Annotated in this window: 26 protein-coding genes; 11 read left to right on the plus strand and 15 right to left on the minus strand. The window is 62.9% G+C overall.

Annotated elements, in window-relative coordinates; translation table 11 throughout:
- Window position 1: 1 nt before the first annotated feature.
- The 4 genes from AB7M33_RS08430 to AB7M33_RS08445 form a co-directional block, all read right to left on the minus strand.
- Complete coding sequence (locus tag AB7M33_RS08430; RefSeq protein WP_027591971.1) at window positions 2-856, minus strand: endonuclease/exonuclease/phosphatase family protein; 855 nt, start codon at window positions 854-856, stop codon at window positions 2-4.
- A gap of 11 nt (window positions 857-867) precedes the next feature.
- Window positions 868-1,500 carry a thiol:disulfide interchange protein DsbA gene (gene dsbA, locus AB7M33_RS08435; protein ID WP_454242703.1) on the minus strand — a complete coding sequence of 211 codons (633 nt, stop codon included), beginning with the start codon at window positions 1,498-1,500 and terminating at the stop codon, window positions 868-870.
- 203 nt (window positions 1,501-1,703) lie between these two features.
- Entirely contained in the window at window positions 1,704-2,321 is a 618-nt protein-coding gene (locus tag AB7M33_RS08440; protein ID WP_085272106.1) for a c-type cytochrome, read from the minus strand.
- A gap of 31 nt (window positions 2,322-2,352) precedes the next feature.
- Window positions 2,353-2,655, minus strand: coding sequence for a c-type cytochrome (locus tag AB7M33_RS08445; protein WP_027591974.1), 303 nt, complete (start codon window positions 2,653-2,655; stop codon window positions 2,353-2,355).
- A 201-nt stretch (window positions 2,656-2,856) separates the two neighbouring features.
- Between AB7M33_RS08445 and yihA the strand changes: the two genes are divergently transcribed.
- Window positions 2,857-3,489 carry a ribosome biogenesis GTP-binding protein YihA/YsxC gene (gene yihA, locus AB7M33_RS08450; RefSeq protein WP_099428013.1) on the plus strand — a complete coding sequence of 211 codons (633 nt, stop codon included), beginning with the start codon at window positions 2,857-2,859 and terminating at the stop codon, window positions 3,487-3,489.
- A 428-nt stretch (window positions 3,490-3,917) separates the two neighbouring features.
- On the opposite strand, the gene polA is transcribed toward yihA, so the two are convergent.
- Window positions 3,918-6,671 carry a DNA polymerase I gene (polA, locus tag AB7M33_RS08455; protein ID WP_454242704.1) on the minus strand — a complete coding sequence of 918 codons (2,754 nt, stop codon included), beginning with the start codon at window positions 6,669-6,671 and terminating at the stop codon, window positions 3,918-3,920.
- Between the two features lie 74 nt (window positions 6,672-6,745).
- Here polA and AB7M33_RS08460 point away from each other — a divergent pair, with 74 nt between their 5' ends.
- On the plus strand, window positions 6,746-7,033 hold the full coding sequence (locus AB7M33_RS08460; RefSeq protein WP_010951520.1) for a DUF2782 domain-containing protein: 288 nt from the start codon (window positions 6,746-6,748) through the stop codon (window positions 7,031-7,033).
- Between the two features lie 68 nt (window positions 7,034-7,101).
- Window positions 7,102-8,052: a homoserine kinase gene (locus AB7M33_RS08465; protein WP_099452553.1), complete on the plus strand. Its 951-nt coding sequence runs from the start codon at window positions 7,102-7,104 to the stop codon at window positions 8,050-8,052.
- A 173-nt stretch (window positions 8,053-8,225) separates the two neighbouring features.
- On the opposite strand, the gene AB7M33_RS08470 is transcribed toward AB7M33_RS08465, so the two are convergent.
- Complete coding sequence (locus tag AB7M33_RS08470) at window positions 8,226-9,182, minus strand: zinc ABC transporter substrate-binding protein (RefSeq protein WP_265967453.1); 957 nt, start codon at window positions 9,180-9,182, stop codon at window positions 8,226-8,228.
- Between the two features lie 18 nt (window positions 9,183-9,200).
- Here AB7M33_RS08470 and zur point away from each other — a divergent pair, with 18 nt between their 5' ends.
- The 4 genes from zur (at window position 9,201) to AB7M33_RS08490 (ending at window position 12,066) form a co-directional block, all read left to right on the plus strand.
- Window positions 9,201-9,686, plus strand: coding sequence for a zinc uptake transcriptional repressor Zur (gene zur, locus AB7M33_RS08475; RefSeq protein ID WP_027591979.1), 486 nt, complete (start codon window positions 9,201-9,203; stop codon window positions 9,684-9,686).
- Window positions 9,683-10,456: a zinc ABC transporter ATP-binding protein ZnuC gene (znuC, locus tag AB7M33_RS08480; protein WP_265967454.1), complete on the plus strand. Its 774-nt coding sequence runs from the start codon at window positions 9,683-9,685 to the stop codon at window positions 10,454-10,456. Before zur ends, znuC begins: the two co-directional genes overlap by 4 nt.
- Complete coding sequence (gene znuB, locus AB7M33_RS08485) at window positions 10,449-11,231, plus strand: zinc ABC transporter permease subunit ZnuB (RefSeq protein ID WP_027591981.1); 783 nt, start codon at window positions 10,449-10,451, stop codon at window positions 11,229-11,231. The genes znuC and znuB overlap by 8 nt, the downstream gene beginning before the upstream one ends.
- Before the next feature lie 127 nt (window positions 11,232-11,358).
- Entirely contained in the window at window positions 11,359-12,066 is a 708-nt protein-coding gene (locus AB7M33_RS08490; RefSeq protein ID WP_085272111.1) for a PA5502 family lipoprotein, read from the plus strand.
- A 108-nt stretch (window positions 12,067-12,174) separates the two neighbouring features.
- Here AB7M33_RS08490 and katE read toward each other — a convergent pair whose 3' ends face one another.
- Complete coding sequence (gene katE, locus AB7M33_RS08495) at window positions 12,175-14,319, minus strand: catalase HPII (protein WP_454242705.1); 2,145 nt, start codon at window positions 14,317-14,319, stop codon at window positions 12,175-12,177.
- A gap of 226 nt (window positions 14,320-14,545) precedes the next feature.
- Between katE and AB7M33_RS08500 the strand changes: the two genes are divergently transcribed.
- The 3 genes from AB7M33_RS08500 to AB7M33_RS08510 all read left to right on the plus strand — a co-directional run bounded on the left by AB7M33_RS08500 (window position 14,546) and on the right by AB7M33_RS08510 (window position 17,059).
- The gene (locus AB7M33_RS08500; RefSeq protein WP_085272112.1) at window positions 14,546-15,553 is read left to right on the plus strand and encodes a methionine ABC transporter ATP-binding protein; all 1,008 of its coding nucleotides are present in this window, start codon (window positions 14,546-14,548) and stop codon (window positions 15,551-15,553) included.
- A complete protein-coding gene (locus AB7M33_RS08505) occupies window positions 15,553-16,224 on the plus strand; it encodes a methionine ABC transporter permease (protein WP_027591985.1) in 672 nt (223 codons plus the stop codon). The genes AB7M33_RS08500 and AB7M33_RS08505 overlap by 1 nt, the downstream gene beginning before the upstream one ends.
- 64 nt (window positions 16,225-16,288) lie before the next feature.
- Window positions 16,289-17,059 (plus strand): MetQ/NlpA family ABC transporter substrate-binding protein, encoded by a 771-nt coding sequence (locus AB7M33_RS08510; protein ID WP_027591986.1) that lies wholly within the window; start codon window positions 16,289-16,291, stop codon window positions 17,057-17,059.
- Between the two features lie 121 nt (window positions 17,060-17,180).
- On the opposite strand, the gene AB7M33_RS08515 is transcribed toward AB7M33_RS08510, so the two are convergent.
- Genes AB7M33_RS08515 through AB7M33_RS08535 form a run of 5 tightly spaced genes read right to left on the minus strand, consistent with a single transcriptional unit; the run spans window position 17,181 to window position 21,064 of the window.
- The gene (locus tag AB7M33_RS08515) at window positions 17,181-17,813 is read right to left on the minus strand and encodes an SCO family protein (RefSeq protein WP_454242706.1); all 633 of its coding nucleotides are present in this window, start codon (window positions 17,811-17,813) and stop codon (window positions 17,181-17,183) included.
- Window positions 17,810-18,703, minus strand: coding sequence for a heme o synthase (cyoE, locus tag AB7M33_RS08520; protein WP_454242707.1), 894 nt, complete (start codon window positions 18,701-18,703; stop codon window positions 17,810-17,812). The genes AB7M33_RS08515 and cyoE overlap by 4 nt, the downstream gene beginning before the upstream one ends.
- Complete coding sequence (locus tag AB7M33_RS08525; protein WP_027591989.1) at window positions 18,688-19,761, minus strand: COX15/CtaA family protein; 1,074 nt, start codon at window positions 19,759-19,761, stop codon at window positions 18,688-18,690. The genes cyoE and AB7M33_RS08525 overlap by 16 nt, the downstream gene beginning before the upstream one ends.
- A gap of 9 nt (window positions 19,762-19,770) precedes the next feature.
- On the minus strand, window positions 19,771-20,355 hold the full coding sequence (locus tag AB7M33_RS08530; RefSeq protein WP_027591990.1) for a hypothetical protein: 585 nt from the start codon (window positions 20,353-20,355) through the stop codon (window positions 19,771-19,773).
- The gene (locus AB7M33_RS08535) at window positions 20,321-21,064 is read right to left on the minus strand and encodes an SURF1 family protein (RefSeq protein WP_454244208.1); all 744 of its coding nucleotides are present in this window, start codon (window positions 21,062-21,064) and stop codon (window positions 20,321-20,323) included. Before AB7M33_RS08535 ends, AB7M33_RS08530 begins: the two co-directional genes overlap by 35 nt.
- A 51-nt stretch (window positions 21,065-21,115) precedes the next feature.
- On the opposite strand from AB7M33_RS08535, the gene AB7M33_RS08540 reads away from it, so the two are divergent.
- Window positions 21,116-21,319, plus strand: a complete 204-nt coding sequence (locus tag AB7M33_RS08540) for a twin transmembrane helix small protein (protein ID WP_027591992.1) — start codon at window positions 21,116-21,118, stop codon at window positions 21,317-21,319.
- Window positions 21,320-21,351: 32 nt separating this feature from the next.
- On the opposite strand, the gene AB7M33_RS08545 is transcribed toward AB7M33_RS08540, so the two are convergent.
- From AB7M33_RS08545 to ctaD, 3 genes are read right to left on the minus strand one after another with little or no spacing between them, the layout of a single operon-like run.
- The gene (locus tag AB7M33_RS08545; protein WP_027591993.1) at window positions 21,352-22,239 is read right to left on the minus strand and encodes a cytochrome c oxidase subunit 3; all 888 of its coding nucleotides are present in this window, start codon (window positions 22,237-22,239) and stop codon (window positions 21,352-21,354) included.
- Window positions 22,240-22,255: 16 nt separating this feature from the next.
- Window positions 22,256-22,822 carry a cytochrome c oxidase assembly protein gene (locus tag AB7M33_RS08550; protein ID WP_027591994.1) on the minus strand — a complete coding sequence of 189 codons (567 nt, stop codon included), beginning with the start codon at window positions 22,820-22,822 and terminating at the stop codon, window positions 22,256-22,258.
- A 2-nt stretch (window positions 22,823-22,824) separates the two neighbouring features.
- Window positions 22,825-24,414: a cytochrome c oxidase subunit I gene (gene ctaD, locus AB7M33_RS08555; protein WP_027591995.1), complete on the minus strand. Its 1,590-nt coding sequence runs from the start codon at window positions 24,412-24,414 to the stop codon at window positions 22,825-22,827.
- Window positions 24,415-24,428: the final 14 nt, after the last annotated feature.

The following is a 24,428-nucleotide window of genomic DNA, read 5'->3' on the forward strand; positions in this document are numbered from 1 at the left end:
ATTAGCTCAAAACCGGCAGCGTATCCACAGTCAATGCATCAGGCAATCGAATCTCGACGGCAACGGGAAGGTGATCGGAAATTGGCTGCGCCAACACCTCGACGCGCTCAAGGGTGAGGCTTGGGCTGAGCAGGATATGGTCCAGGCAACGCTGCGGTCGCCAACTGGGGAAGGTGGCCTCGACTTGCGGGGCGACCAGGCCCAGGTCGCGCAGGGGGGAATGCTCCAGCAGGTCGGTGGCATGGGTGTTCATGTCACCCATCAACACCTGATGGCGGTAGCCGCCAATCAGCTCGCGAATGTAGCCAAGCTGCAGGGCGCGGGTTTTGGCGCCGAGCGCCAGGTGCATCATCACCACGATCAGCGCATCTTCACCCTCGCCGAAGCGCACCAGAATGGCACCGCGGCCGGCCGGGCCGGGCAGGGGGTGATCTTCGAGGTGTTGCGGCTTGAGGCGGCTGAGCACGCCGTTGCTGTGCTGGGCGAAGCGCCCGAGGTTACGGTTGAGCTGCTGGTACCAGTAAGGGAAGGCACCCAGTTGGGCCAGGTGTTCGACCTGGTTGATGTAGCCCGAACGCAGGCTGCCGCCATCGGCTTCCTGCAAGGCCACCAGGTCGAAGTCACTGAGCAACTTGCCGATTTTTTGCAGGTTGCTGGCACGCCCGGTGTGCGGCAGCAGGTGCTGCCAGCTGCGGGTCAGGTAATGCCGGTAGCGCTCAGTACTGATGCCGACCTGAATATTGAAACTGAGCAGCCGCAGGCGCCCATCCTCTGGCAGGCCGGGCGCCTGCAGGTGATGTTCGTTGACCTGCGGCTGGTGCAGGCCAATGCCACGCGTGCTTCGGAAGCGGGGCATGGGTACGCCGCTTACTTAGCGGCGCGCTCCTTGGCGATCAGCTGGTCGGCAACATTCAGCACGCCCTCTGGCCCGCCTGCGGTGCCCAGGTCGAAGCGGTACTTGCCGTTGACGACCATGCTCGGGACGCCGGTGATTTCGTACTTCTTCGCCAGTTCCTTGGCCTGGTTGACCTGTCCTTTGATGGCGAAGGAGTTGAAGGTGGCGAGGAATTTGTCCTTGTCCACGCCTTGGGTGGCGAGGAAGTCGGCCATGTCCTGAGGCTCGGTCAGGCGCTTTTTCTGGTTCTGGATGGCATCGAACACTGCGGCATGCACCTTGTGCTCGACGCCCATGGCTTCGAGGGTCAGGAACATCTGGCCGTGGGCGTCCCACGGGCCACCGAACATGGCGGGAACACGTTTGAAATTGACGTCAGCCGGCAGCTTTTCAGCCCATGGGTTGACGGTCGGCTCGAAGTGATAGCAGTGAGGGCAGCCGTACCAGAACAGCTCGACCACTTCGATCTTGCCAGGCACGGAAACCGGAACGGGGTTGCTCAGCTCGATATATTCTTTGCCGGCAACAGGCTCGGCGGCCTGTACGGCGGTCATACCGAATACGCTGGCGGCGACCAGCGCAGCGCTGAGAATCAGTTTACGCATGCTTTACTCCTGAGCATTCATGGGTCGCCTCGACGCGACCTGTGTTGAGACAGGCCGGGCCAGGCCCGAGTTCTGTAGTGTAACGGCTGCGGACGTAAAAAAGGGCGGTCCGGCCGCCCTTTCATCTTTGGCTTACAACATTAACCGAATGTTAATACGCCAGCTTCTTCGCGGGTTTGCCCGCGAAGAACTCGCCATTTACCTCAGTGCAGGCCCTGGATGTAGCTGGCCAACGCTTCGATATCGTGGTTGCTCAGCTTGCCCGCGATGGTACGCATGGTCATGGCATCGCCATCGTTGGTACGCACGCCTTCACGGAACTCGGTCAGTTGCTTGGTCACGTATTGCGAGTGCTGCCCGCTCAGGTGCGGGAAGCCGGCCAGGGCGATACCTGCGCCGTTCGGTGAGTGGCAGCCGGTACAGGCGGGCATGCCTTTTTCCAGGTCGCCGCCATTGAACAAGGCGCGGCCGCGTTCGACGAGCTTGGGGTCGGCCGCCCCGACGCTACCTTTTTGGCTGGCGAAGTACGCCGCGATATCGGCCAGGTCCTGGTCACTGAAGGCCGCCAGCATGCCAGTCATCTCCAACACGGTGCGCTTGCCAGACTTGATATCGTGCAGTTGTTTTTCGAGGTAACGCTGGCCCTGGCCTGCCAGTTTCGGGAAGTTCGGTGCCAGGCTATTGCCGTCGGGGTTGTGGCAGGCACCACAGACGGCCGTCTTGGCCTGGCCGGCGGCGGCATCGCCTTTGATAGGTTCCGCAGCAATGGCCGCACCTGCGACACCCATGGTCAACAGCAGACTCACGACTAGTTTGTTCATCAGCTAATCCAACACGGCTAAGGGTGAAATGTTATGTATCGGGACTGCCGCTCATCCAAAGGATGACCAAACGGTAGTCCTCGGCACTGCAGTCCATGCACAATCCACGCGGCGGCATAGCCTTGAAACCCTGGGTCACATGCCTCACGAGTACATCCACACCTTGCGCCAGTCTTGGCTCCCATGCTGCCCGGTCACCCTGCTGGGGGGCCTGTGGCAACTGACCGGCGTGACAGGCCGCACACGTGCGGTTGTACAACACCTCGGGATCCTGTGTAGCCTGTGCGCTGAAAAACGGCAGGAACATACCGACAGCAAGCAGCCATTTCGCCATGCGGAACGACCTTCAGGGTTGGGGGCCGCGCTGCGTTCTGATGCGCGAGCTATTGTTCGACACCCCATGCTCGCTCTCCTTCGCTGGGAGAATGAGCACACAAAAACTGGGGCATTATATACTTCCGCCATCCAAACGGAAACGACACCGCTTGCCAGGCTCGAGCCTTCAGAGTCAGGCAACACCCACATCGGATATCCCATGCAAGTCAAGAACCCCATCCTCGGCCTCTGCCAGAAAGCCACATTCGCCCTCAGCGCAGCCAAGGTCGAACAATGCCCGGACGACCAGGGTTACGAGGTGGCTTTCGCCGGCCGTTCCAACGCCGGCAAATCCAGCGCCCTCAATACCCTGACTCATGCCAGCCTGGCGCGTACCTCGAAAACCCCGGGGCGCACCCAGCTGTTGAATTTCTTCAGTCTGGACGATGAACGGCGTTTGGTCGACCTGCCGGGCTACGGTTATGCAAAAGTACCGATTCCACTCAAGCAGCACTGGCAGCGCCACCTGGAAGCCTACCTGGGCAGCCGTGAGTGCCTGCGCGGTGTGATCTTGATGATGGACGTGCGCCATCCGATGACCGACTTCGACAAGATGATGCTCGACTGGGCCAAGGCCAGCGGCATGCCGATGCACATCCTGCTGACCAAGGCCGACAAACTCACCCACGGCGCCGGCAAGAACACCTTGCTCAAGGTGCAGTCGGAGATCCGCAAGGGCTGGGGCGACGCAGTGACCATCCAGCTGTTCTCGGCACCGAAGCGCCTGGGGCTGGACGAAGCCTACCGCGTGCTGGCGGACTGGATGGAGCTGGAAGACAAGCCCGTGGCCTAAAAACCTGCATAGACTCCAGTAGGAGCAGCCGTGTGCTGCGAAGAGGCCATGTCAGGCTGTAGATATCTGTTGCCCATATTGGCCCTTTCGCAGCACAAGGCTGCTCCCACAGTGGGGGAGCAGCAGCGCCTGTCAGGCAAATCGCAGGCAAAAAAAACCCCGGACTTCGTATGGGGAGGGGGAAGTTCGGGGTCCAAGTCCGGACCGCTAGGGCGGGGTCCAGATATCTGCCAACACTTAACACAACATAGGAGCATCGAAGGGCTTCACCAGCCATTCAGTTACTCTGAGTTCCGCTTCACCGGTTTAGTTCCGAAGCCCTGAAAACTATTTGCGATAGTTTCATGAAACTCCAGCACTAATAGCATCTAGCCATGCCAGGATCCGCGTCACCACGTCGCAGATCCTACACAGCTTTGCCGGCTCAATCAGTGAGCTTCGTCCCAATTCGCGCCAATTCCTGCCTCCACCAGTAACGGTACATCCAGTTGCGCGGCGCGGCTCATGTGCAGACGAATTTCATCTTTTACCTGCTCGACCAGCTCCTCACGCACCTCCAGCACCAATTCGTCGTGCACCTGCAGGATCACGCGGGCATCGAGGCCGCTCTCGGTCAGCCAGTTGTCCACATTGACCATCGCCCGCTTGATGATATCGGCAGCCGTACCCTGCATCGGTGCGTTGATCGCCGTCCGCTCAGCGCCTTTGCGCAGGGCCGGGTTCTTGGCGTTGATGTCTGGCAGGTACAGGCGACGGCCAAAGAGCGTTTCGACGAAGCCTTGCTCGGCGGCCTGAGCGCGGGTGCGCTCCATGTAGGCCAGTACGCCCGGGTAACGGGCGAAGTAGCGGTCGATGTAGTCCTGGGACTGCTTGCGGTCGACGCCGATCTGCTTGGCCAGGCCAAAGGCGCTCATGCCGTAGATCAGGCCGAAGTTGATGGCCTTGGCGCTGCGGCGCTGGTCGGTGGTAACAGCCTCAAGCGGCACGCCGAACACTTCAGCCGCAGTGGCGCGGTGCACGTCGAGGTTGTTGCGGAAGGCGTGCAGCAAACCTTCGTCCTTGGCCAGGTGAGCCATGATGCGCAGCTCGATCTGCGAATAGTCCGCCGCCAGCAGCTTGTAGCCAGGGCTGGCCACGAAGGCCTGGCGGATACGCCGCCCTTCCGCGGTGCGAATCGGGATGTTCTGCAGGTTCGGGTCGCTCGACGACAGGCGCCCGGTGGCCGCCACCGCCTGCTGGTAAGAGGTGTGAATGCGCCCGGTGCGTGGGTTGATCTGCCCTGGCAGTTTGTCGGTGTAGGTGCTCTTGAGCTTGCTCAGGCTGCGGTACTGCATCAGTACCTCAGGCAGCGGGTAGCCTTGCTCGGCCAGTTCGTCGAGTACCGCCTCGGCGGTAGACGGCTGGCCCTTGGCGGTCTTGCTCAGCACCGGCATGCCCAGTTTGTCGTAGAGGATCGCACCCAACTGCTTGGGCGAGCCCAGGTTGAAGGTCTCGCCAGCCAGTTCGTAGGCGCGGCGCTCCAATTCGGCCATCTTCACGCCCAGTTCGCCGCTCTGCACGTGCAGCAGCTCGGCATCCACCAGCGCACCCTGGCGCTCGATCTTGGCCAGCACCGGCACCAGCGGCATCTCGATGTCCATCAGCACCGGCTGCACGCTTGGGGTTTTGGCCAGGCGCGCCTGCAGCGCCTGGTGCAGGCGCAGGGTGATGTCGGCGTCCTCGGCGGCATACGGGCCGGCCTTGTCCAACGGGATCTGGTTGAAGGTCAGCTGTTTCGCGCCCTTGCCGGCAATCTGCTCGAAGGTGATGGTGGTGTGGTCGAGGTACTTCTGCGCCAGGCTGTCCATGTCGTGGCGGGTGGCCGTGGAGTCCAGCACATAGGACTCGAGCATGGTGTCGTAGGCCACGCCGCGCATGTGGATAGCCGGGGCGCCATTGGCCAGGATGTTGATATCGTACTTGGCGTTTTGCCCGACCTTGGCTTTGGCTGCGTCTTCCAGCAGGGGTTTGAGCGCCAGCAGCACAGCCTCGCGGTCCAGCTGAACCGGCGCGCCTTCGTAGTCATGGGTCAGCGGCACATAGGCGGCTTCGAACGGCTCGACCGCGAACGACAGGCCGACCAGTTGCGCCTGCTGCGCGTCCAGGCCGGTGGTTTCGGTGTCGAACGCAAACAGCGGGGCCTGGCGCAGTTTGGCCAGCCAGGCGTCGAAACGGGCCTGGTCGAGGACCGTCTCGTACTTCGGTTCGACCTTGGCCGCCGGTGCCGCTTCTTCAGGCACGGCCACGGTTGCCCCGGCCCTGGCAGCTTCACGCTGAACGTCGGCGACCCAGCTCTTGAACTCCATCTCGGTGTACAACGCCAGCAGCGCATCGCGGTCTGGCTCGCCGCAGACCAGCGCCTCGACTTCGATATCCAGCGGCACATCGATCTTGATGGTGGCCAGCTCATAGGACAGGAACGCCGCCTCACGGTGTTCCTCAAGCTTGGCCGGCAAGGTCTTGGCGCCACGGATGCTCAGGCCCGGGACCTTGTCGAGGTTGTCGTAGACATCACGCAGGCCGCCACCGATCCCGGTCAGCAGGCCGGCAGCGGTCTTCTCGCCCACACCCGGCACGCCCGGGATGTTGTCGACCTTGTCGCCCATCAGGGCCAGGAAATCGATGATGTGCTCAGGGCCGACGCCGAATTTTTCGTGCACGCCGGCAACATCCATCACGCTACCGGTCATGGTGTTGACCAAGGTGACGTGGCCGTCCACCAACTGCGCCATGTCCTTGTCACCCGTCGAAATGATCACCGGCCGGCCTTGCGCCGCGCTGCTGCGCGCCAGGGTGCCGATCACATCGTCGGCCTCCACGCCTTCGACGCACAGCAAGGGGTAGCCCAAGGCCTTGACGCTGGCATGCAGGGGTTCGATCTGCACCCGCAGGTCATCGGGCATGCTCGGGCGGTTGGCCTTGTACTCGGCGAACATGGCATCGCGGAAGGTACCGCCCTTGGCGTCGAACACCACTGCGAACAGGCTGTCAGGGTATTGCTTGCGCAGGCTCTTGAGCATGTTCAGCACACCCTTGACCGCGCCGGTAGGCATGCCTTTGGAGGTGGTCAGCGGCGGCAATGCGTGGAAAGCGCGGTAGAGGTAGGAGGAACCGTCCACCAGGACGAGGGGCGCTTGGCTCATGAGCAGAATCAACCTTTTCGGCGGGTCCGGAGCTAGAATAGCCGGATCAATGACGACAAAGGGACAAGGTTATCATGCGTACACTCAATCGCCTGTTACTGCTCGGTCTGTTGGCAACCATGCCAGTCGTCACCCTGGCGGCGGACGACGCCCCCTCGGCCGATCCCGAGGTGACCATTCGCACGGAAGGCGATAAAACCATCCAGGAATACCGTCAGAACGGCTTCCTGTATGCGATCAAGATCACGCCAAAAAACGGCAAGCCTTATTTCCTGGTACGCGCCGACGGCACTGATGCCAATTTCATTCGTTCCGACCAGCCGGACATGCTGATTCCGTCCTGGAAGATCTTCGAGTGGTAAGCTGACGCGTATCGTTCACATTAACCTGGCACTTCCCGGCGGAAGTGCCCGTATGGGCATTTTTCATCATGTCAGTTTTCACCCCCGTGACCCGGCCTGAGCTGGAAACCTTTCTGGCGCCGTACCAGCTGGGCCGTCTGCTCGACTTCCAGGGCATCGCCGCCGGTACCGAAAACAGCAACTTCTTCGTCAGCCTGGAACAGGGTGAGTTCGTCCTGACGCTGATCGAGCGCGGCCCGAGCGAAGACATGCCGTTCTTCATCGAGCTGCTCGACGTGCTGCATGACGCCGACATGCCCGTGCCGTACGCCCTGCGTGACCGTGATGGCAATGGCCTGCGCGAACTGTGTGGCAAGCCTGCGTTGCTGCAGCCGCGGCTGTCGGGCAAGCACATCAAGGTACCCAACAACCAGCACTGCGCCCAGGTTGGCGAGTTGCTCGCGCACATCCACCTGGCCACCCGCAACCACGTCATCGAGCGCAAGACCGACCGCGGCCTGGACTGGATGCTGGCGTCTGGCGCCGAGCTGATGCCGCGCCTGAGTGCCGAACAGGTTGCGCTGTTGCAGCCGGCGCTGGACGAAATCAATGCACACAAGGCGCAGATCCTGGCCTTGCCACGGGCCAACCTGCACGCCGACCTGTTCCGCGACAACGTGATGTTCGAAGGCACCCACCTGACCGGTGTGATCGACTTCTACAACGCCTGCTCGGGGCCGATGCTGTATGACATCGCCATCACCGTGAACGACTGGTGTATCGATGAGCACGGTGCCCTCGATGTGCCACGCGCCCAGGCGCTGCTGGCGGCCTACGCGGCGCTGCGCCCGTTCACCGCCGCCGAGGCCGAGCTGTGGCCCGAGATGTTGCGGGTCGGGTGTGTGCGTTTCTGGCTGTCGCGCCTGATTGCGGCGGAATCGTTTGCCGGGATGGACGTGATGATCCACGACCCGAGCGAGTTCGAGGTGCGCCTGGCGCAGCGCCAGCAGGTGGCATTACACCTGCCGTTCGCCCTCTGAACCCACCAAGGGCGATGATTAACCTGTAGGAGCAGCCTTGTGCTGCGAAGAGGCCGGTAAACACACAGAGGATCTTTGCTGTTATTACCGGCCTCTTCGCAGCACAAGGCTGCTCCTACCAGGGTCGCGCATGGCCGCAGGCCGGGCGCAACCCCGCCAAAAGGCCGCGCGCCTTAGAGCTGTTCCAGGCACCCCGCCAGGTCGCTACCCAGCTTCTCCAGCAGGCGCTCATAGCCCTTGGCATCTACCGGGTCCGTGCCACCCAAGGCATCCAGCTCAGCCAACCGCACCGGCAACCCCGCCGTCAGCGTCTCCGCCAGGCGCGGCCGCAGCGGCGGCTCGCTGAACACACAGGTCTTGCCCACTTCCTGCAGGCGCTTGCGCATGGCGGCCACATGCTGCGCGCCCGGCTGCACCTCGGAAGCCACACTGAATACCCCGGTGTGCTTCAGACCATAATTGGCCTCGAAGTAATCGAACGCCTCGTGAAACACGAAGTACGGCTTGTCGGCGATACCCGCCACCCGCGCCTTGATACGCCCATCCAGGGCATCAAGACGCTCGACAAAGGCCTTCAGGTTGGCCTGGTAACGCGCGGCATTGGCGGGGTCGACCTCGGCCAGGTCCGCCGCCATCTTCGCTGCGATCACCCGGGCATTGACCGACGACAGCCACAGGTGCGCGTCGAGGCTGCCTGGGCGGTGATCGTGGTCATGGTCGTCGTGGTCGTCTTCATCATGCGAGTGGCTGTCTTCGCCAAAATGGCGCAACTGCATGCCAGTCAGCGACTGAACCGCAACGGTGGCCTTGTCCCGCCCTTTCAGCACGCGCGGCAGAAAGTTCTCCATGTCCGGCCCGATCCAGTACAGCAGGTCGGCATCCGCGACGCGCCGTACGTCGGAGGGGCGCAGGGCGTAATGGTGCGGCGAAGCGCCAGGCGGCAACAGCACATCCGGGCTGCCCACCCCGTCCTGTACGGCGGCGGCAATCTGCTGCAGCGGTTTGATACTGGTCAGCACACGCACGTCGGCCTGGGCTGAAAATGCGATGAAAGCGACAAAAAGGGCTAGGAATCGGGACACGGTGAATACTCGGCTCGACAGAAACAGGTAACATAATAACGTCTCCATCCAGAACCGTCGCTGCCCATGTCCATCACGCCGCTGGCCAACCGCCCCCACGATCACTCCCATTGCGTACACAGCGCACTGGCCGAAGCCGATGCCTTGTGCACCCGCCAGGGGTTGCGCCTGACCGCACTGCGCCGCCGTGTGCTGGAGCTGGTCTGGCAAAGCCACAAGCCGCTGGGGGCCTACGACATTCTCGCCGTGCTCAGCGAGCAGGACGGCCGCCGCGCCGCACCGCCGACCGTGTACCGCGCCCTGGATTTTCTCCTCGACAACGGCCTGGTGCACCGCATCGCCTCGCTCAACGCCTTCATCGGCTGCAGCCACCCAGAGCATGTGCACCAGGGCCAGTTCCTGATCTGCCGCGCCTGCCATGTGGCCATCGAGCTGGAGCAGGACAGCATCAGCGACGCCATCATCAGCAGCGCCAAGGGCGTCGGCTTCAGCGTCGAAACCCAGACCGTGGAAGTGGTCGGCCTGTGCAGCAACTGCCGGAGCGCGGCATGAGCGACGCCCTGATCCGCCTGGAGCAGGTCGGTGTCACCTTCGCCGGCGAGGCGGTGCTCGACAGCATCGACCTGTCAGTGGCACCGGGCCAGATCGTGACCCTGATCGGCCCCAACGGGGCAGGCAAGACCACCTTGGTACGCGCCGTGCTGGGGCTGCTCAAGCCGCACCGGGGCAAAGTCTGGCGCAAGCCGAAGCTGCGCATTGGCTACATGCCGCAAAAAATCCAGGTGGATGCCACGCTGCCGCTGTCGGTGCTGCGCTTTTTGCGCCTGGTACCCGGCGTAGACCGCCCAGCTGCCTTGTCGGCGCTGCAGGAAGTAGGGGCCGAGCAGGTCATCGACAACCCGATCCAGACCATTTCCGGCGGCGAGATGCAGCGCGTGCTGCTGGCCCGGGCGCTGCTGCGCGAGCCACAACTGCTGGTGCTCGATGAGCCGGTGCAAGGGGTCGACGTGGTCGGCCAGACCGAGCTGTACAACCTCATCACCCGCCTGCGCGACCGCCACGGTTGCGGCGTGCTGATGGTTTCCCACGACCTGCACCTGGTGATGAGCGCCACCGACCAGGTGGTCTGCCTCAACCGGCATGTGTGCTGCTCCGGCCACCCCGAGCAGGTCAGCAACGACCCGGCCTTCGTCGAGCTGTTCGGCCAGAACGCGCCAAGCCTGGCGATCTATCACCACCATCACGACCACAGCCACGACCTGCACGGCTCGGTGGTCGCCCCTGGCACCCATGTTCACGGAGAGCACTGCAAGCATGGCTGATTTTCTTCTTTATGCCCTGCTTGCCGGTCTGTCCCTGGCGTTGGTGGCCGGCCCTCTGGGGTCGTTCGTGGTGTGGCGGCGCATGGCCTATTTCGGCGATACCCTGTCCCACGCCGCCCTGCTCGGGGTAGCCCTCGGTTTTGCCCTGGACGTCAGCCCAGCACTGGCGGTAACCGTGGGCTGCCTGCTGCTGGCGTTGCTGCTGGTGACCTTGCAGCAACGCCAACCGCTGGCCTCCGACACCCTGCTTGGCATCCTCGCCCCCAGCACGCTGTCCCTGGGCCTGGTGGTCCTGAGCTTCATGCACGATGTGCGCATCGACCTGATGGCCTACCTGTTCGGCGACCTGCTGGCCATCAGCACCACTGACCTTGCCTGGATCCTCGGCGGCAGCGTGTTGGTATTGCTGCTGCTCGCCGCCCTGTGGCGGCCGTTGCTGGCCGTGACCGTGCATGAAGAATTGGCCATGGTCGAGGGCCTGCCAGTGGCGGGCCTGCGCCTGGCCTTGATGCTGTTGATTGCCGTGGTGATCGCCGTGGCGATGAAGATCGTCGGTGTGCTGTTGATTACCTCGCTGCTGATCATCCCCGCCGCCGCCGCGCAACGCCACGCCCGCTCGCCCGAGCAGATGGCCTTGGGCGCCAGCCTGCTGGGGGTGACGGCGGTGTGTGGTGGCTTGGCCATGTCCTGGTTCAAGGACACCCCGGCCGGCCCTTCCATCGTGGTCTGCGCGGCAGTGCTATTCTTGCTGAGCCTGGCCCTGCCAAAACGCTGAAAACCGGGGTGCGCAACAGCGCACCCTGCAACCTTTTCGCGGGTAAAAGGTCTGTAAGACTTGTTTTCGAGCGTGCGCACCTGGGTGTAGACTTGCTCGCTTTTTGCGCAAATAGAGAGTCGCAGGAATGAAGCCGTTCGCCTCCCGTTATCTGCTTGTTGCCGCGTTTTCCCTGTTCCTGGCTGCCTGTTCCAGTGCCCCGGTCGAACAGGCCGATGCACCTGCCCAAGCCGATGCCTGGCAGCAGTTGCAACAGAACATCGCCAGCAATGAGCTGGCTACCGCCGAAGACCAGTTGGCTGCCTTGCAGGCCCAGTCACCCGTTGACCCGCGCCTGGAGCAGTACCAGCGGCAGCTGGCCGAAGCGTACCTGCAGCGTAGCCAGATCGTCCTGCAGAAGGGCGACGTCAACGCTGCAGCCACCGCCTTGGCACGTGCCCGCGCGCTGATGCCCCAGGCCCCGGCGGTCACCGGTGGCGATGCCGTCAGCCAGGCCCGTAAGGCCGAGCTGGAAAAGGCCGAGGCTGCGCTGAAGGCGGCCGAGGCCAAGCCCCAGGCGCGCGTGATCGACCCGACTGCACCGAGCACCGTGATTGCGCTGAAGACCACGGACATTGCCGCCATGCGCCGCCAGCTCGATGAGATTGCTGCCGATGTGGTGAGTTATCAGTGCGACGTGGTGTTCCAAGTGCCGCGCACCGAGGATGCACCTTGGTTGAAGACGCTGCTGGAAAAGCGGGTGCACAAGATTGACAGCGGGTTCAAGCTAAACCAGAAGCACGAAATTCAGCGCAAGCTGCCCGCCCAGGTGGTACTGGTTCCGCATCAGCGCTGAACAGCTTCGCGGGGCAAGCCCGCTCCCACAAGGCCACCACTACCCTCAGGAAGTGTGGTGCACTTGTAGGAGCTGGCTTGCCTGCGATGGGCTGCAAAGCAGCCCCCTTTACGCCGGCACCGCCTCAGCAGCCGCCTCCCGCTCCCAAACTCGATGCCCTTCTACTGCTTTCACAAAGGCATCCACGGTTTTCTGGTCATCCCCTAGCAGCAGGCCCTTGTCCTCCTTGAGCCCCAAACTGCCCAGCAATGCCTTGCCTTCCTTGGCCAAGGCGATCGCCTTCAGGTGCTTGTAGCCCTCCAGCAGGAAGTGCTTGGCCAGCCCACTGGCGCCCAACGCATCCAGCGACGCCTTGCCAGCCGGCACCAGAATGCCGTCGAACATGATCGAAGGCATGCCCTCCATCGACGCATCCACCGGCAGCGGCTTGCCTTGGGCGGTTTTAACCGGCGCCGAACTTGGCCCCAGCACCAGAATGCGCGCACTGTGCGCCTCCAGCGCCTTGACCAACTGATCGACACTCGCCCCATCTACCCCATCGGCCACCAGCACGGCAATTTTGCGGCCTTTGATACCGACACTGCCTGGGTGATTCATCTGGCTCAAGGCCGGTGATTGCGCCAACTTGCTGCCTTTGACCTGCACCGTGCCAGCCTTGGGCGCAGGCAAGCCCAGGTTGGCCGCCACCGCTGCTGCCAGCTTCAGGTCGATGTTGGCCAGAATCTCGTTCACCTCACGCACACGGATATGCTCGCGCTCCACCTTGCCCAGCTCGAAGCTGTACGCCTTGATGATGTGCTGCTGCTCATTGGGGCTCATGCTGTGGAAGAACAAACGCGCCTGCGAGAAATGATCGCCGAACGACTCGCTGCGCTGGCGAATTTTCACCGCGTCGATGCGTTCCTGATAGCTCTCAAAGCCGCCATCCTGGGCTGCGGCCGGGGTTTCTTTCGGCCAGCCGCCGTCAATCGAGTTGGGTTCGTAGGAGGCGCGGCCCTTGTGGATAGTTTGCCGGTGCAGCGCGTCACGCTGGTTGTTATGGTTCGGCGCGACCGGGCGGTTGATCGGAATCTCATGGAAGTTCGGCCCACCCAGCCGGCTCAGTTGCGTGTCGGTGTAGGAGAACAACCGGCCTTGCAGCAGGGGGTCATTGGAAAAGTCGATGCCCGGCACGATATGCCCAGGGCAGAACGCAACCTGCTCCACTTCAGCAAAGAAATTGTCGGGGTTACGGTTGAGCACCATCTTGCCCAACGGCGTAACCGGCACCAGTTCTTCGGGGATGATCTTGGTGGGGTCGAGCAGGTCGAACTCGAATGTGTGCTCATCGGCTTCCGGCACGATCTGTACGCCCAGCTCCCACTCAGGGTAGTCGCCGGTCTCGATGGCCTCGCTCAGGTCGCGGCGGTGGAAGTCGGTGTCCTTGCCCGCAAGCTTTTGCGCTTCGTCCCACAGCACGGAGTGCACGCCTTGGCGCGGCTTCCAGTGGAACTTGACGAAGCTGGCCACGCCTTCGGCATTGATCAGGCGGAAGGTGTGGATGCCAAAGCCCTCCATCATCCGCAGGCTGCGCGGAATGGCGCGGTCAGACATGGCCCACATGACCATGTGCGCCGACTCAGGGACCAGCGAAACGAAGTCCCAGAACGTGTCATGGGCCGAACCGCCGGTGGGCATCTCGTTGTGCGGCTCGGGCTTCACCGCATGCACAAAGTCGGGGAACTTGATCGCATCCTGGATGAAGAACACCGGCATGTTGTTGCCAACCAGGTCGAAATTGCCTTCATCGGTGTAGAACTTGACGGCAAAACCACGCACGTCGCGCACTGTGTCACCCGACCCACGTGGGCCCTGCACGGTGGAAAAGCGCACGAACACCGGGGTGACTTTCTCTGGGTCCTGCAGGAAACCGGCCTTGGTCAGCTCGGCGTGGTTGCCGTAGCTCTGGAAGTAACCATGGGCGCCGGTGCCTCGGGCATGGACGATGCGTTCAGGGATGCGCTCATGATCGAAGTGGGTGATCTTCTCGCGCATGATGAAGTCTTCGAGCAGCGAAGGCCCACGTGGCCCGGCCTTGAGGGTGTTCTGGTTGTCGGCGATCTTCACGCCTTGATTGGTGCGCAGGGCCTGGCCTGTGGCATCGCTGCGCACATTTTCAAGGCTCTGCAGCTTGGTATTGGTATTGGCATGATCAGGGCTGTTGACCCCGGCGGCCTGGCTTTCTTTGGGTGCATCAACTTTCTTGCTGGGCATGGTCGGCTTTCCTCATCAGTCATCAGGCATTGCCCGTGAGGGCTTGTTCTATTAGTGACTGGAGCCCGATTGGCTACGTTCAATAAGCTTTACCGGTTGTCGCGTTATGCCCGCCGGGTTGGTGCATTACGAAATAAATGCTAAGAACAGCTATGGGAAAAGGCTAAAATGCGCCACCCCAGCTAACCGCTGCCCCAAATTCCATGCGCCCCACAAGGTTCGCTACGTGATCGAGTTCCAACATGTGCACAAGACCTACCGCGTCGCCGGTAGGGAAATCCCCGCCCTCAACCCGACCAGCCTGACCATCGAAGATGGCCAAGTGTTCGGCCTGATCGGCCACTCCGGCGCTGGCAAAAGCACCCTGCTGCGCCTGATCAACCGCCTCGAAGAGCCTTCGGGCGGCAAGATCATTGTCGATGGCGAGGACGTTACCGCGTTCAACGCCAACCAGCTGCGAGGCTTCCGCCAGCAGGTCGGGATGATTTTCCAACACTTCAACCTGCTGGCCTCCAAGACCGTGGCCGACAACGTGGCCCTGCCATTGACCCTGGCCGGCGAGCTGTCGCGCAGCGAAATCGACAAGCGCGTCACCGAGCTGCTGGCCCGCGTCGGCTTGCAAGACCACGCCAAGAAGTACCCCGCGCAGTTGTCGGGCGGCCAGAAGCAGCGCGTCGGCATCGCCCGCGCCTTGTCTACCAACCCGAAGATCCTGCTGTGCGACGAAGCCACCAGCGCGCTTGACCCGCAGACCACTGCGTCGGTGCTGCAACTGCTGGCCGAGATCAACCGTGAGCTGAAGCTGACCATCGTCCTGATCACCCACGAAATGGACGTGATCCGCCGGGTCTGCGACCGCGTGGCCGTGATGGACGCCGGGCAGATCGTCGAACAAGGGCCGGTGGCCGATGTGTTCTTGCACCCGCAGCACGCGACTACCAAGCGTTTCGTCCAGGAGGACGAGCAGGTCGATGAAGGCGAGCAGCGTGATGACTTCGCCCACGTACCCGGCCGCATCGTGCGCCTGACCTTCCAGGGCGAGGCCACCTACGCACCGCTGCTGGGCACCGTCGCCCGCGAGACGGGCGTTGACTACAGCATCCTGGCCGGGCGTATCGACCGCATCAAGGATGTCCCCTATGGGCAGCTGACCCTGGCCGTCACCGGCGGCGACATGGAAGCGGCGTTCGACCGCTTCAAGGCAGCTGACGTACATATGGAGGTACTGCGTTGATGGACGCCCTGAATTTCTTTGCCAACGTCGACTGGGCCGAAATCTGGCTGGCCACCATCGACACCATGATCATGCTGTTCGGCTCGCTGTTCTTCACCGTGCTGCTGGGCCTGCCGTTGGGCGTGCTGCTGTTCCTTTGCGGCCCGCGCCAGATGTTCGAGCAAAAAGGCGTGTACGCGCTGCTGTCGCTGGTCGTCAACATCCTGCGTTCGCTGCCGTTCATCATTTTGCTGATCGTGATGATCCCGATCACCGTGCTGATCACCGGCACCTCGCTGGGCGTCGCCGGCGCCATTCCGCCACTGGTGGTCGGGGCCACGCCGTTCTTCGCACGCCTGGTCGAAACCGCCCTGCGTGAAGTGGACCGCGGCATCATCGAAGCCACCCAGTCGATGGGCGCCACAACGCGCCAGATCATCACCAGCGCGCTGCTGCCCGAAGCCCGTCCCGGCATCTTCGCGGCCATCACCGTAACCGCCATTACCCTGGTGTCGTACACCGCCATGGCCGGTGTGGTCGGCGCGGGCGGCCTGGGCGACCTGGCCATCCGCTTCGGCTACCAGCGCTTCCAGACCGATGTCATGGTCGTGACCGTGGTGCTGTTGCTGGTGCTGGTTCAAGTACTGCAGAGCGTGGGCGACAAACTGGTCGTGCATTTTTCCCGTAAGTAACCCCAATGGGGTCGGCCTGGCCGACCCGTTCGGGGGCCGTCGCGGCCCTCACAAGGAGTGATCAATGAAGAAGCTGCTTGCTGTTGCTGCCGCTGTCGCGGCCTTCTCGGCCCACGCCGATACCCTGACCGTCGCCGCCACCCCGGTGCCGCACGCCGAGATCCTCAACTTCGTCAAACCGCAACTGGCGAAAGAAGGCGTGGAGCTGAAGGTCAAGGAATTCACCGACTACATCCAGCCAAACGTGCAGGTGGCCGAGAAGCGCCTGGACGCCAACTTCTTCCAGCACCAGCCGTACCTGGATGAGTTCAACAAGGCCAAGGGCACCGACCTGGTCAGCGTGACCGGCGTGCACATCGAGCCGCTGGGCGTTTACTCGACCAAGGTCAAGAAGCTCGACGAGCTGCCCTCCGGCGCTACCGTGGTCATCCCCAACGACGCCACCAACGGCGGCCGCGCGCTGCTGCTGCTGGACAAGGCCGGCGTGATCAAGCTCAAGGACAACAAGAACATCCTGTCGACCGTTAAGGATGTTGCACAAAACCCGAAAAACGTGAAGTTCCGTGAGCTGGAAGCGGCCACCATCCCGCGCGTGCTGACCCAGGTCGATGCGGCCCTGATCAACACCAACTATGCGCTGGAAGCCAAGCTGAACCCTGAGAAAGACGCGCTGGCCATCGAAGGCAGCGACTCGCCATACGTGAACATCCTGGTTGCCCGCCCGGACAACAAAGACTCCGAAGACATGAAGAAACTGGCGGCCGCGCTGCACTCGCCAGAGGTGAAGCAATTCATCAACGAGAAGTACAAGGGCGCTGTCGTACCGGCGTTCTAAGCCTCTAGATCAGGCTGGATTCTTCGCGGGGCAAGCCCGCTCCCGCAGGTACATCGCTAGCCTCAGGCTTTGGGATAATGCTGTGGGAGCGGGCTTGCCCCGCGAAGCTTTTAAAGCCTGTTTAGTCCCGTTTGACCAGCCTCGGCAACTGCGCCACCAGCTTCTGGTTGTTGAACGGCGCACGAATGAACCCGCGCTGACGCCCATCCGGCCCAACGATCGCCAGGTTGCCGCTGTGATCCACGGTGTACCCCGGCTTACTGGTATCAGCCGGAATGAACGGAATGCTCAAGGCATTGGCCAGCTTCTGGGTGTCTTCGATCGACCCCGCCACCCCGACAAAATCTTTGTCGAAGTAGCCCAGGTACTGCTTGAGCTGGTTCGGCGTGTCGCGGTTCGGGTCCACGCTCACCAGCACCACCTGCAACCGGTCCACGGCTTCCTTGGGCAATTCGCTCTTCACCTGGCGCAACTGGGCCAGGGTGGTGGGGCAGATGTCTGGGCAATAGGTGTAGCCGAAGAACAGCAGCGACCATTTACCCTTCAGGTCATCCAGCTGCACGGGCTGGCCATCCTGGTTGGTCATGGTCACATCCGCCACCGTACGGCTCTGCGGCAAGAGGATGATGCCGGCGTCGATCAGCTCGGTGGGGTTCGGCTGATCGCGGCCATTGAGCACCTTGTTGACGGTCAGGCCCAGGATCAACGCGACCAGGGCGACGAGGATGAAGACGGTTTTCTGGGTTCGGGTCATAGGTTCAACAACAGGTAGTGGTCAATAAGCAACGCGATGAACAGCGCGAACAAGTAGCCGATAGAGTACTTGAAGGTGGCAATCGCCGCGTGCGGCCGGCTGCCACGGTACAACACCCAGGCCCACTGCAGGAAGCGCAGGCCCAAGGCGAGGGCACAAGCGAGGTACAACGGGCCGCTCATGTGGATGGCATAGGGCAGCAGGCTCACCGCCAGCAAAATCAGGGTGTAGAGCAGGATATGCAGCGTGGTGTAGCGCTCGCCATGGGTCACCGGCAGCATCGGGATATCGGCCTTGGCGTACTCCGCTTTGCGGTGGATGGCCAAGGCCCAGAAGTGCGGCGGGGTCCAGGCGAAGATAATCAGCACCAGCAACAGCGGCTCGGCACTGACATGGCCGCTGACCGCCACCCAGCCAAGCAGTGGCGGCGCCGCGCCGGCCAGGCCACCAATCACGATGTTCTGCGGCGTGGCACGCTTCAAGAAGCCGGTGTAGAGCACCGCATAGCCCAGCAACGACGCCAGGGTCAGCCAGGCGGTCAGGCTGTTGGTGAACACCAGCAACAGCGCCATGCCCAGCACCGCCAGTGCCAACGCAAAGGCCAGCGCCGGTAGCGGCGCGACCCGGCCTGTGGCCAACGGCCGTTTGTGGGTACGCGCCATCAAGGCGTCGATGCGCCGGTCTACCACGTGGTTGACCACCGCCGCGGCGCCCGCACACAGGCCAATGCCCAGGTTGCCGAACAGCAGCACGCTCCAGGCAACGCCTGCGCGGCTGGCGAGGAACATGCCTGCCAGGGAGGTGATCAACATCAGCACCACCACCTTGGGCTTGGTCAGCTCCAGATAATCGCGCCAACCTGCCCGTCGTACGCTTAGAAGCGTCGCCACGAATCGTTCCTCATAGGGTGGGAGATATCCACGCCCACCACCGGCGTCAGGCGCCAGCCATGGCCGACGCGCACTTTGTCGACCACGCGGATGCGGTAATTGACCAGCACCATGCTCATCAACAGCATGGCCCCGCCTGCGTTATGGGCCACTGCCACGCCAAGCGGCAGGTGGAACAGCACGTTGCTGATGCCCAGGCCGACCTGCACGGCCAAGGCCAGCAACACCAGCCGGGCCAGGCCAGAAAGGCCGCAGCGGTACAGCTTGAAGCTCAGCATCAGCAGCACGGCACTGACCAGCAAGGCACCCAGCCGGTGGCTGATGTGGATGGCCGTGCGCGCATCGCTGTCCAGTTGCCCGCCCAGGTAGTTGGGGCCGACGTGCTGGGTCAGGTGAAAGCCGTTGCTGAAGTCCGCTGCCGGCCACCATTGGCCGTGGCAGGTCGGCAAGTCGATACAGGCGACCGCCGCATAATTGGCGCTGACCCAGCCCCCCAGGGCGATCTGGCCGATCACCACCAACAGCGCCAGGGCCGCGATCCGGCGCAGGCTTAACGGCAGTTTTGGCAATGGCGCAAAGGCCCGGGATAGACGCAGAGACAGCAGAAACAGCAGGCTCAAGGTGGTGAACCCACCCAGCAGGTGCGCGGTGACCACTTGCGGCCACAGCTTGAGGGTTACTGTCCACATGCCAAACGCCGCCTGGGCCAACACTACCCCCAGCAACAGCACCGGCAAGCGGTAGGGCTGGCCATCACGTGCATGCCGGCGCACGGCCTGCAAGGCTAGCCAGGCAATCACCAGCGCCAGGGTGCCGGCGAAGTAGCGATGGACCATCTCGGCCCAGCCCTTGGCGGCTTCCACCGGGTGCTCGGGGAAGTGCATTTCGGCATGGGCCAGCTGGGCGTCGGTCTTCGGCACACTGATAAAGCCATAGCAGCCGGGCCAATCGGGGCAGCCCAGGCCTGCATGGGTCAGGCGGGTATAGGCGCCCAGCAGCACGACCAGCAGTGCCAGCAGGGTGGCGAACACAGCGAGGCGGAATCCGGGTCTGGCCATGACAGGCTCCTAGCCGATGTTGGACAACTTGAGCAGGTGGCGCAGGTCGTCCAGCACGTGCTTGCCGTTGACCTTGGCGTCGTAACGCAACACCAGGTTGCCGTGCGGGTCGACGATCCACAGTTGCGGGCCAAGCTCACCGACCTTGTTCAGGTAGCGCTGGGCATCCAGCGGGTAGCGTTGCAACTGCGGGTACTCACGGCCGAGCAGCGCCTGGTAGTCAGCGCTCAACGGCTGCGCGGCAGCCAGCGCATGGCTGGCACGGCCGGCATCACGGCCCAGGCCAACTTGTATCTGCCGGGCCAGGTACACCAGGCGCTGGCAATCTTCGGCGCAGGCCTCGGGCGTGCTGACCAACACTTGCCAGCGCGCGTCCTGGCCATCGATGCCGATATCGCTGCGGCTCTCGCCGTTACCGATCATCGCGCCGTGGTAGCTGCGGCCGTCTGGCACCCAGAACTTGAGCTTGTACATGCTGGTGGCCAGGATCATCGGGCCGAGCACTACCAGCAGAATCAGAATCAGCTGCAAACGCCCGCGGGTTCTGGGCTTGCTGCGTTCAGGCACGTCCAGTGGACGGGTGGCGGCGGCCATGGTGGTTCTCCTTTTTGTTGTTGTGCCAGCCAAAGTAGAGGTAAAGCAGCACCAGCGCGGTGGCCAAGGCAAACCACTGCACCGCATAGCCCAGGTGCTTTTCCGGCCCCAGCGCAACGACCGGCCAACCCAGGCGATAGCTGGCCGGCCCGGGCTCCAGGCGCAGCTCATGGGCGTAGCCTTCGCGGCCCAATTGCTGCCACAGCTGGGCGGCATCGATGGCCGTCAGCAAGTGCGGCCATTGGCCGCCGGCTGGGTCCGGGTGCAGCTGGAAGGTGCTGCCAGGCGCCACATACACCGACGCGTCCAGCGCCAGCGGCTGCGCCGGGGTTGCGAAGTGCACCGGCACGCGGCGGTCCGGCCACGGCAACCAGCCGCGGTTGACCAGCAACCACAGCCCACTGGCCTGGTCATGGAAGGGCTGCAACAGCTCGACGCCGGCCTCGCCGTCGCGCATTCGGTTATCCAGCAGCAGGCTGTGTTCACCATCGAAACGGCCGTACAGGTGCACACGGCGGTAGGCGGCATCGTCGCGTTGCCGCAACTGAGCAGTGGAGAGCGGCGTGTCGAGGCTGCGCTCGGCATAGGTCGCCAGCAGCGCGCGCTTTTCGTCGGCGCGGCCCAATTGCCAGCAGCCAAGCGCGATCAACCCCGGTAGCAGCGCAAGCACCACCAGGGTCGGTACCCAACCTGGGCGAAACGGCCTCACAGGCGCCTCGCTATACTTATCCACATCACCGCATCCCCCCGGAGAAGCGCCATGCTCAAGGCCGCGATTGTCCTGATGCTGTTGGCCACGGTTGCCAGCCTGTTCAGTGGCCTGGTGTTCCTGGTCAAGGACGACGAAAACTCGACCCGCTTGCTGAAGGCACTGACCGTGCGCGTGACCCTGGCGGCCCTGACCATCGGCCTGGTGGCCTACGGCTTCATCAGTGGCCAGCTGGTGTCACACGCCCCCTTCTGAACCTGTATCGCCTTGACTGGCCTGCACATGTGTCAAAGCACATACACAAAGATGAACAGCCCCACCCACACCACATCGACGAAGTGCCAGTACCAGCTGGCCGCCTCGAAGCCGAAGTGTTTGTCGGGGTTGAAGTGCCCGCGCAGGATGCGCACGAACATCACGATCAAGATGATCGTGCCCAGCGTCACGTGGGCGCCGTGGAAGCCGGTGAGCATGAAGAAGGTCGCGCCGTAGATCCCCGAGCCCAGCGTCAGCCCCAGCTTGGTATAGGCCTCGTGGTACTCGTAGGCCTGCAGCGTGATGAAGCTGATGCCCAGCGCGATGGTCAGCGCCATCCACAGTTTCAGCGCACCCCGGTGGTCACGCCGCAAGGCATGGTGGGCAATGGTGATGGTCACACTCGAGCTCACCAGCAAAATGGTGTTGATCAACGGCAAGTGCCAAGGGTCAATGACTTCCTTGGGCGGCGGGAACAGTTTCGGGTCAGGCGTGTGCAGCAGCGGCCAGGCAAACTCGAAGCTGGGCCACAGCATGTGCGCAACGCCTTTGGCCCCTTCACCGCCCAGCCAAGGCCCGGCCAGTACGCGGACGTAGAACAGCGCGCCGAAAAAGGCCAGGAAGAACATCACCTCGGAAAAGATGAACCAGCTCATGCCCCAGCGGAACGAACGGTCCAGCTGCGGGCTGTACAGCCCGCCACGGCTTTCTTTCACCACCGCCCCGAACCAGCCGAACAGCATGTAGGCCAGGCACAGCGCGCCGACGAAGAAAATCAACGGCCCATGGGAGTCGGGGTGCCCGGCTTTCATATCGTTGAACCAGGTGCCAAGGCCGAACACCGTGATGAACATGCCGACCGTCGCGATGATCGGCCACTTGCTCTGCGCCGGAACGTAGTAGTGCTCATGACTTGCCATTGCTGTTCTCCTTCCCTTAACGGGCGCCCTGGACGTCCTGGGCCGCAACATGCGCGACCGGCGGGTGGCGAGCGGTGATGTCGAACAAGGTGTAAGCCAGTGTCAGGTGCTTCACGCTGGCCGGCAGATCGCGGTCGACGATGAAGCGCACCGGCATCTCGATGCGTTCGCCGGGCTGCAGCACCTGCTGGGTAAAGCAGAAGCACTCGGTCTTGTGGAAGTACGCCGCGGCCTCGGCCGGGGTGATGCTGGGTATCGCCTGGGCGCTCATCGGCCGGTCGGTCGGGTTGCGCGCGACGAAGATCATCTGGTTGACCGCACCTGGGTTCACGTCGATCTGGTCGGCCGTGGAGTAGAAATCCCAGACCATGTCGCTGGCGTTGGTCGACATGAACTGCACCCGTACCGAGCGCGACGGGTCGCTGACCTGGCTGCCTTCGTACTGGCCGCCGGTCTTGCCATTGATGCCAAAGGCCTTGCACATCACGTCGTAGATCGGCACCAGGGCGAAACCGAAGGCGAACATCACCACCGTCAGCATCAGCAGGCGCATGACCAGGCGTTTGAGCGACAGGCCGTTCATGGCTATTTCACGTCCGGTGGCGTCTGGAAGGTGTGGTAAGGCGCAGGCGAGGGGATCGACCACTCCAGGCCTTCGGCACCGTCCCAGGGTTTGGCCGGCGCCGGGGCGCCGCCGCGGATGCACTTGATGACGATGAACAGGAAGAAGATCTGCGTGGCACCGAACATGAACGCGCCGATCGAGGAGACCATGTTGAAGTCGGCGAACTGCAGGTTGTAGTCCGGAATACGCCGCGGCATGCCCGCCAAGCCCACGAAGTGCATGGGGAAGAAGGCCATGTTCATGCCGACGAACGACAGCCAGAAGTGCAGCTTGCCGAGGGTTTCGTCATACATGTGCCCGGTCCATTTCGGCAGCCAGTAGTAGGCCGAGGCGAAGATGCCGAAGATCGCCCCAGGCACCAGCACGTAGTGGAAGTGCGCGACCACGAAGTACGTGTCGTGGTACTGGAAGTCGGCAGGCGCGATGGCCAGCATCAACCCGGAGAACCCGCCGATGGTGAACAGGATGACGAAGGCGATGGCGAACAGCATCGGCGTCTCGAAGGTCAGCGACCCTTCCCACATGGTGCTGACCCAGTTGAACACCTTCACCCCGGTCGGCACGGCAATGAGCATGGTGGCGTACATGAAGAACAGCTCGCCCACCACCGGGATGCCGACCACGAACATGTGGTGCGCCCAGACGATGAACGACAGGAAGGCGATCGCCCCCGTGGCATAGACCATCGAGGTGTAGCCGAACAGCGGCTTGCGCGAGAACGCCGGGATGATCGAGCTGACCGCGCCGAACGCCGGCAGGATCATGATGTACACCTCGGGGTGGCCGAAGAACCAGAACACGTGCTGGAACAGCACCGGGTCACCGCCACCCGCGGCGCTGAAGAAGCTGGTGCCGAAGTGGATGTCCATCAGCATCATGGTCACCACACCAGCCAGCACCGGCATCACGGCAATCAGCAGGAACGCGGTGATCAGCCAGGTCCAGACGAACAGTGGCATTTTCATCAAGGTCATGCCGGGGGCGCGCAGGTTGAGGATGGTGGCAATGACGTTGATCGCGCCCATGATCGAGCTGATGCCCATCAGGTGGATGGCAAAGATGAAGAAGGTCACGCTGGCCGGGGCATAGGTGGTCGACAGTGGCGCGTAGAAGGTCCAGCCGAAGTTAGGCCCGCCGCCGGGGCTGAACAAGGTCGAGACCAGCAGCAGGAAGGCCGCAGGCAACAGCCAGAAGCTGAAGTTGTTCATCCGCGGCAGGGCCATGTCCGGCGCGCCAATCATCAGCGGGATCATCCAGTTGGCCAGGCCGACGAAGGCTGGCATCACCGCGCCGAACACCATGATCAGCCCGTGCATGGTGGTCATCTGGTTGAAGAACGCTGGCTCGACGATCTGCAGCCCCGGCTGAAACAGCTCGGCGCGGATCACCATGGCGAACGAGCCACCGAGCAGGAACATCATGAAGGCGAACCACAGGTACATCGTGCCGATGTCCTTGTGGTTGGTGGTCAGCACCCAGCGCATCAGGCCCTTGGCCGGGCCGTGGGCATGCTCATGGCCGTGGGCGTGGTCGTCGATTACTGCACTCATGTCCTGTCTCCTGC

Source organism: Pseudomonas sp. Y3 TE3536 (assembly GCF_053629175.1).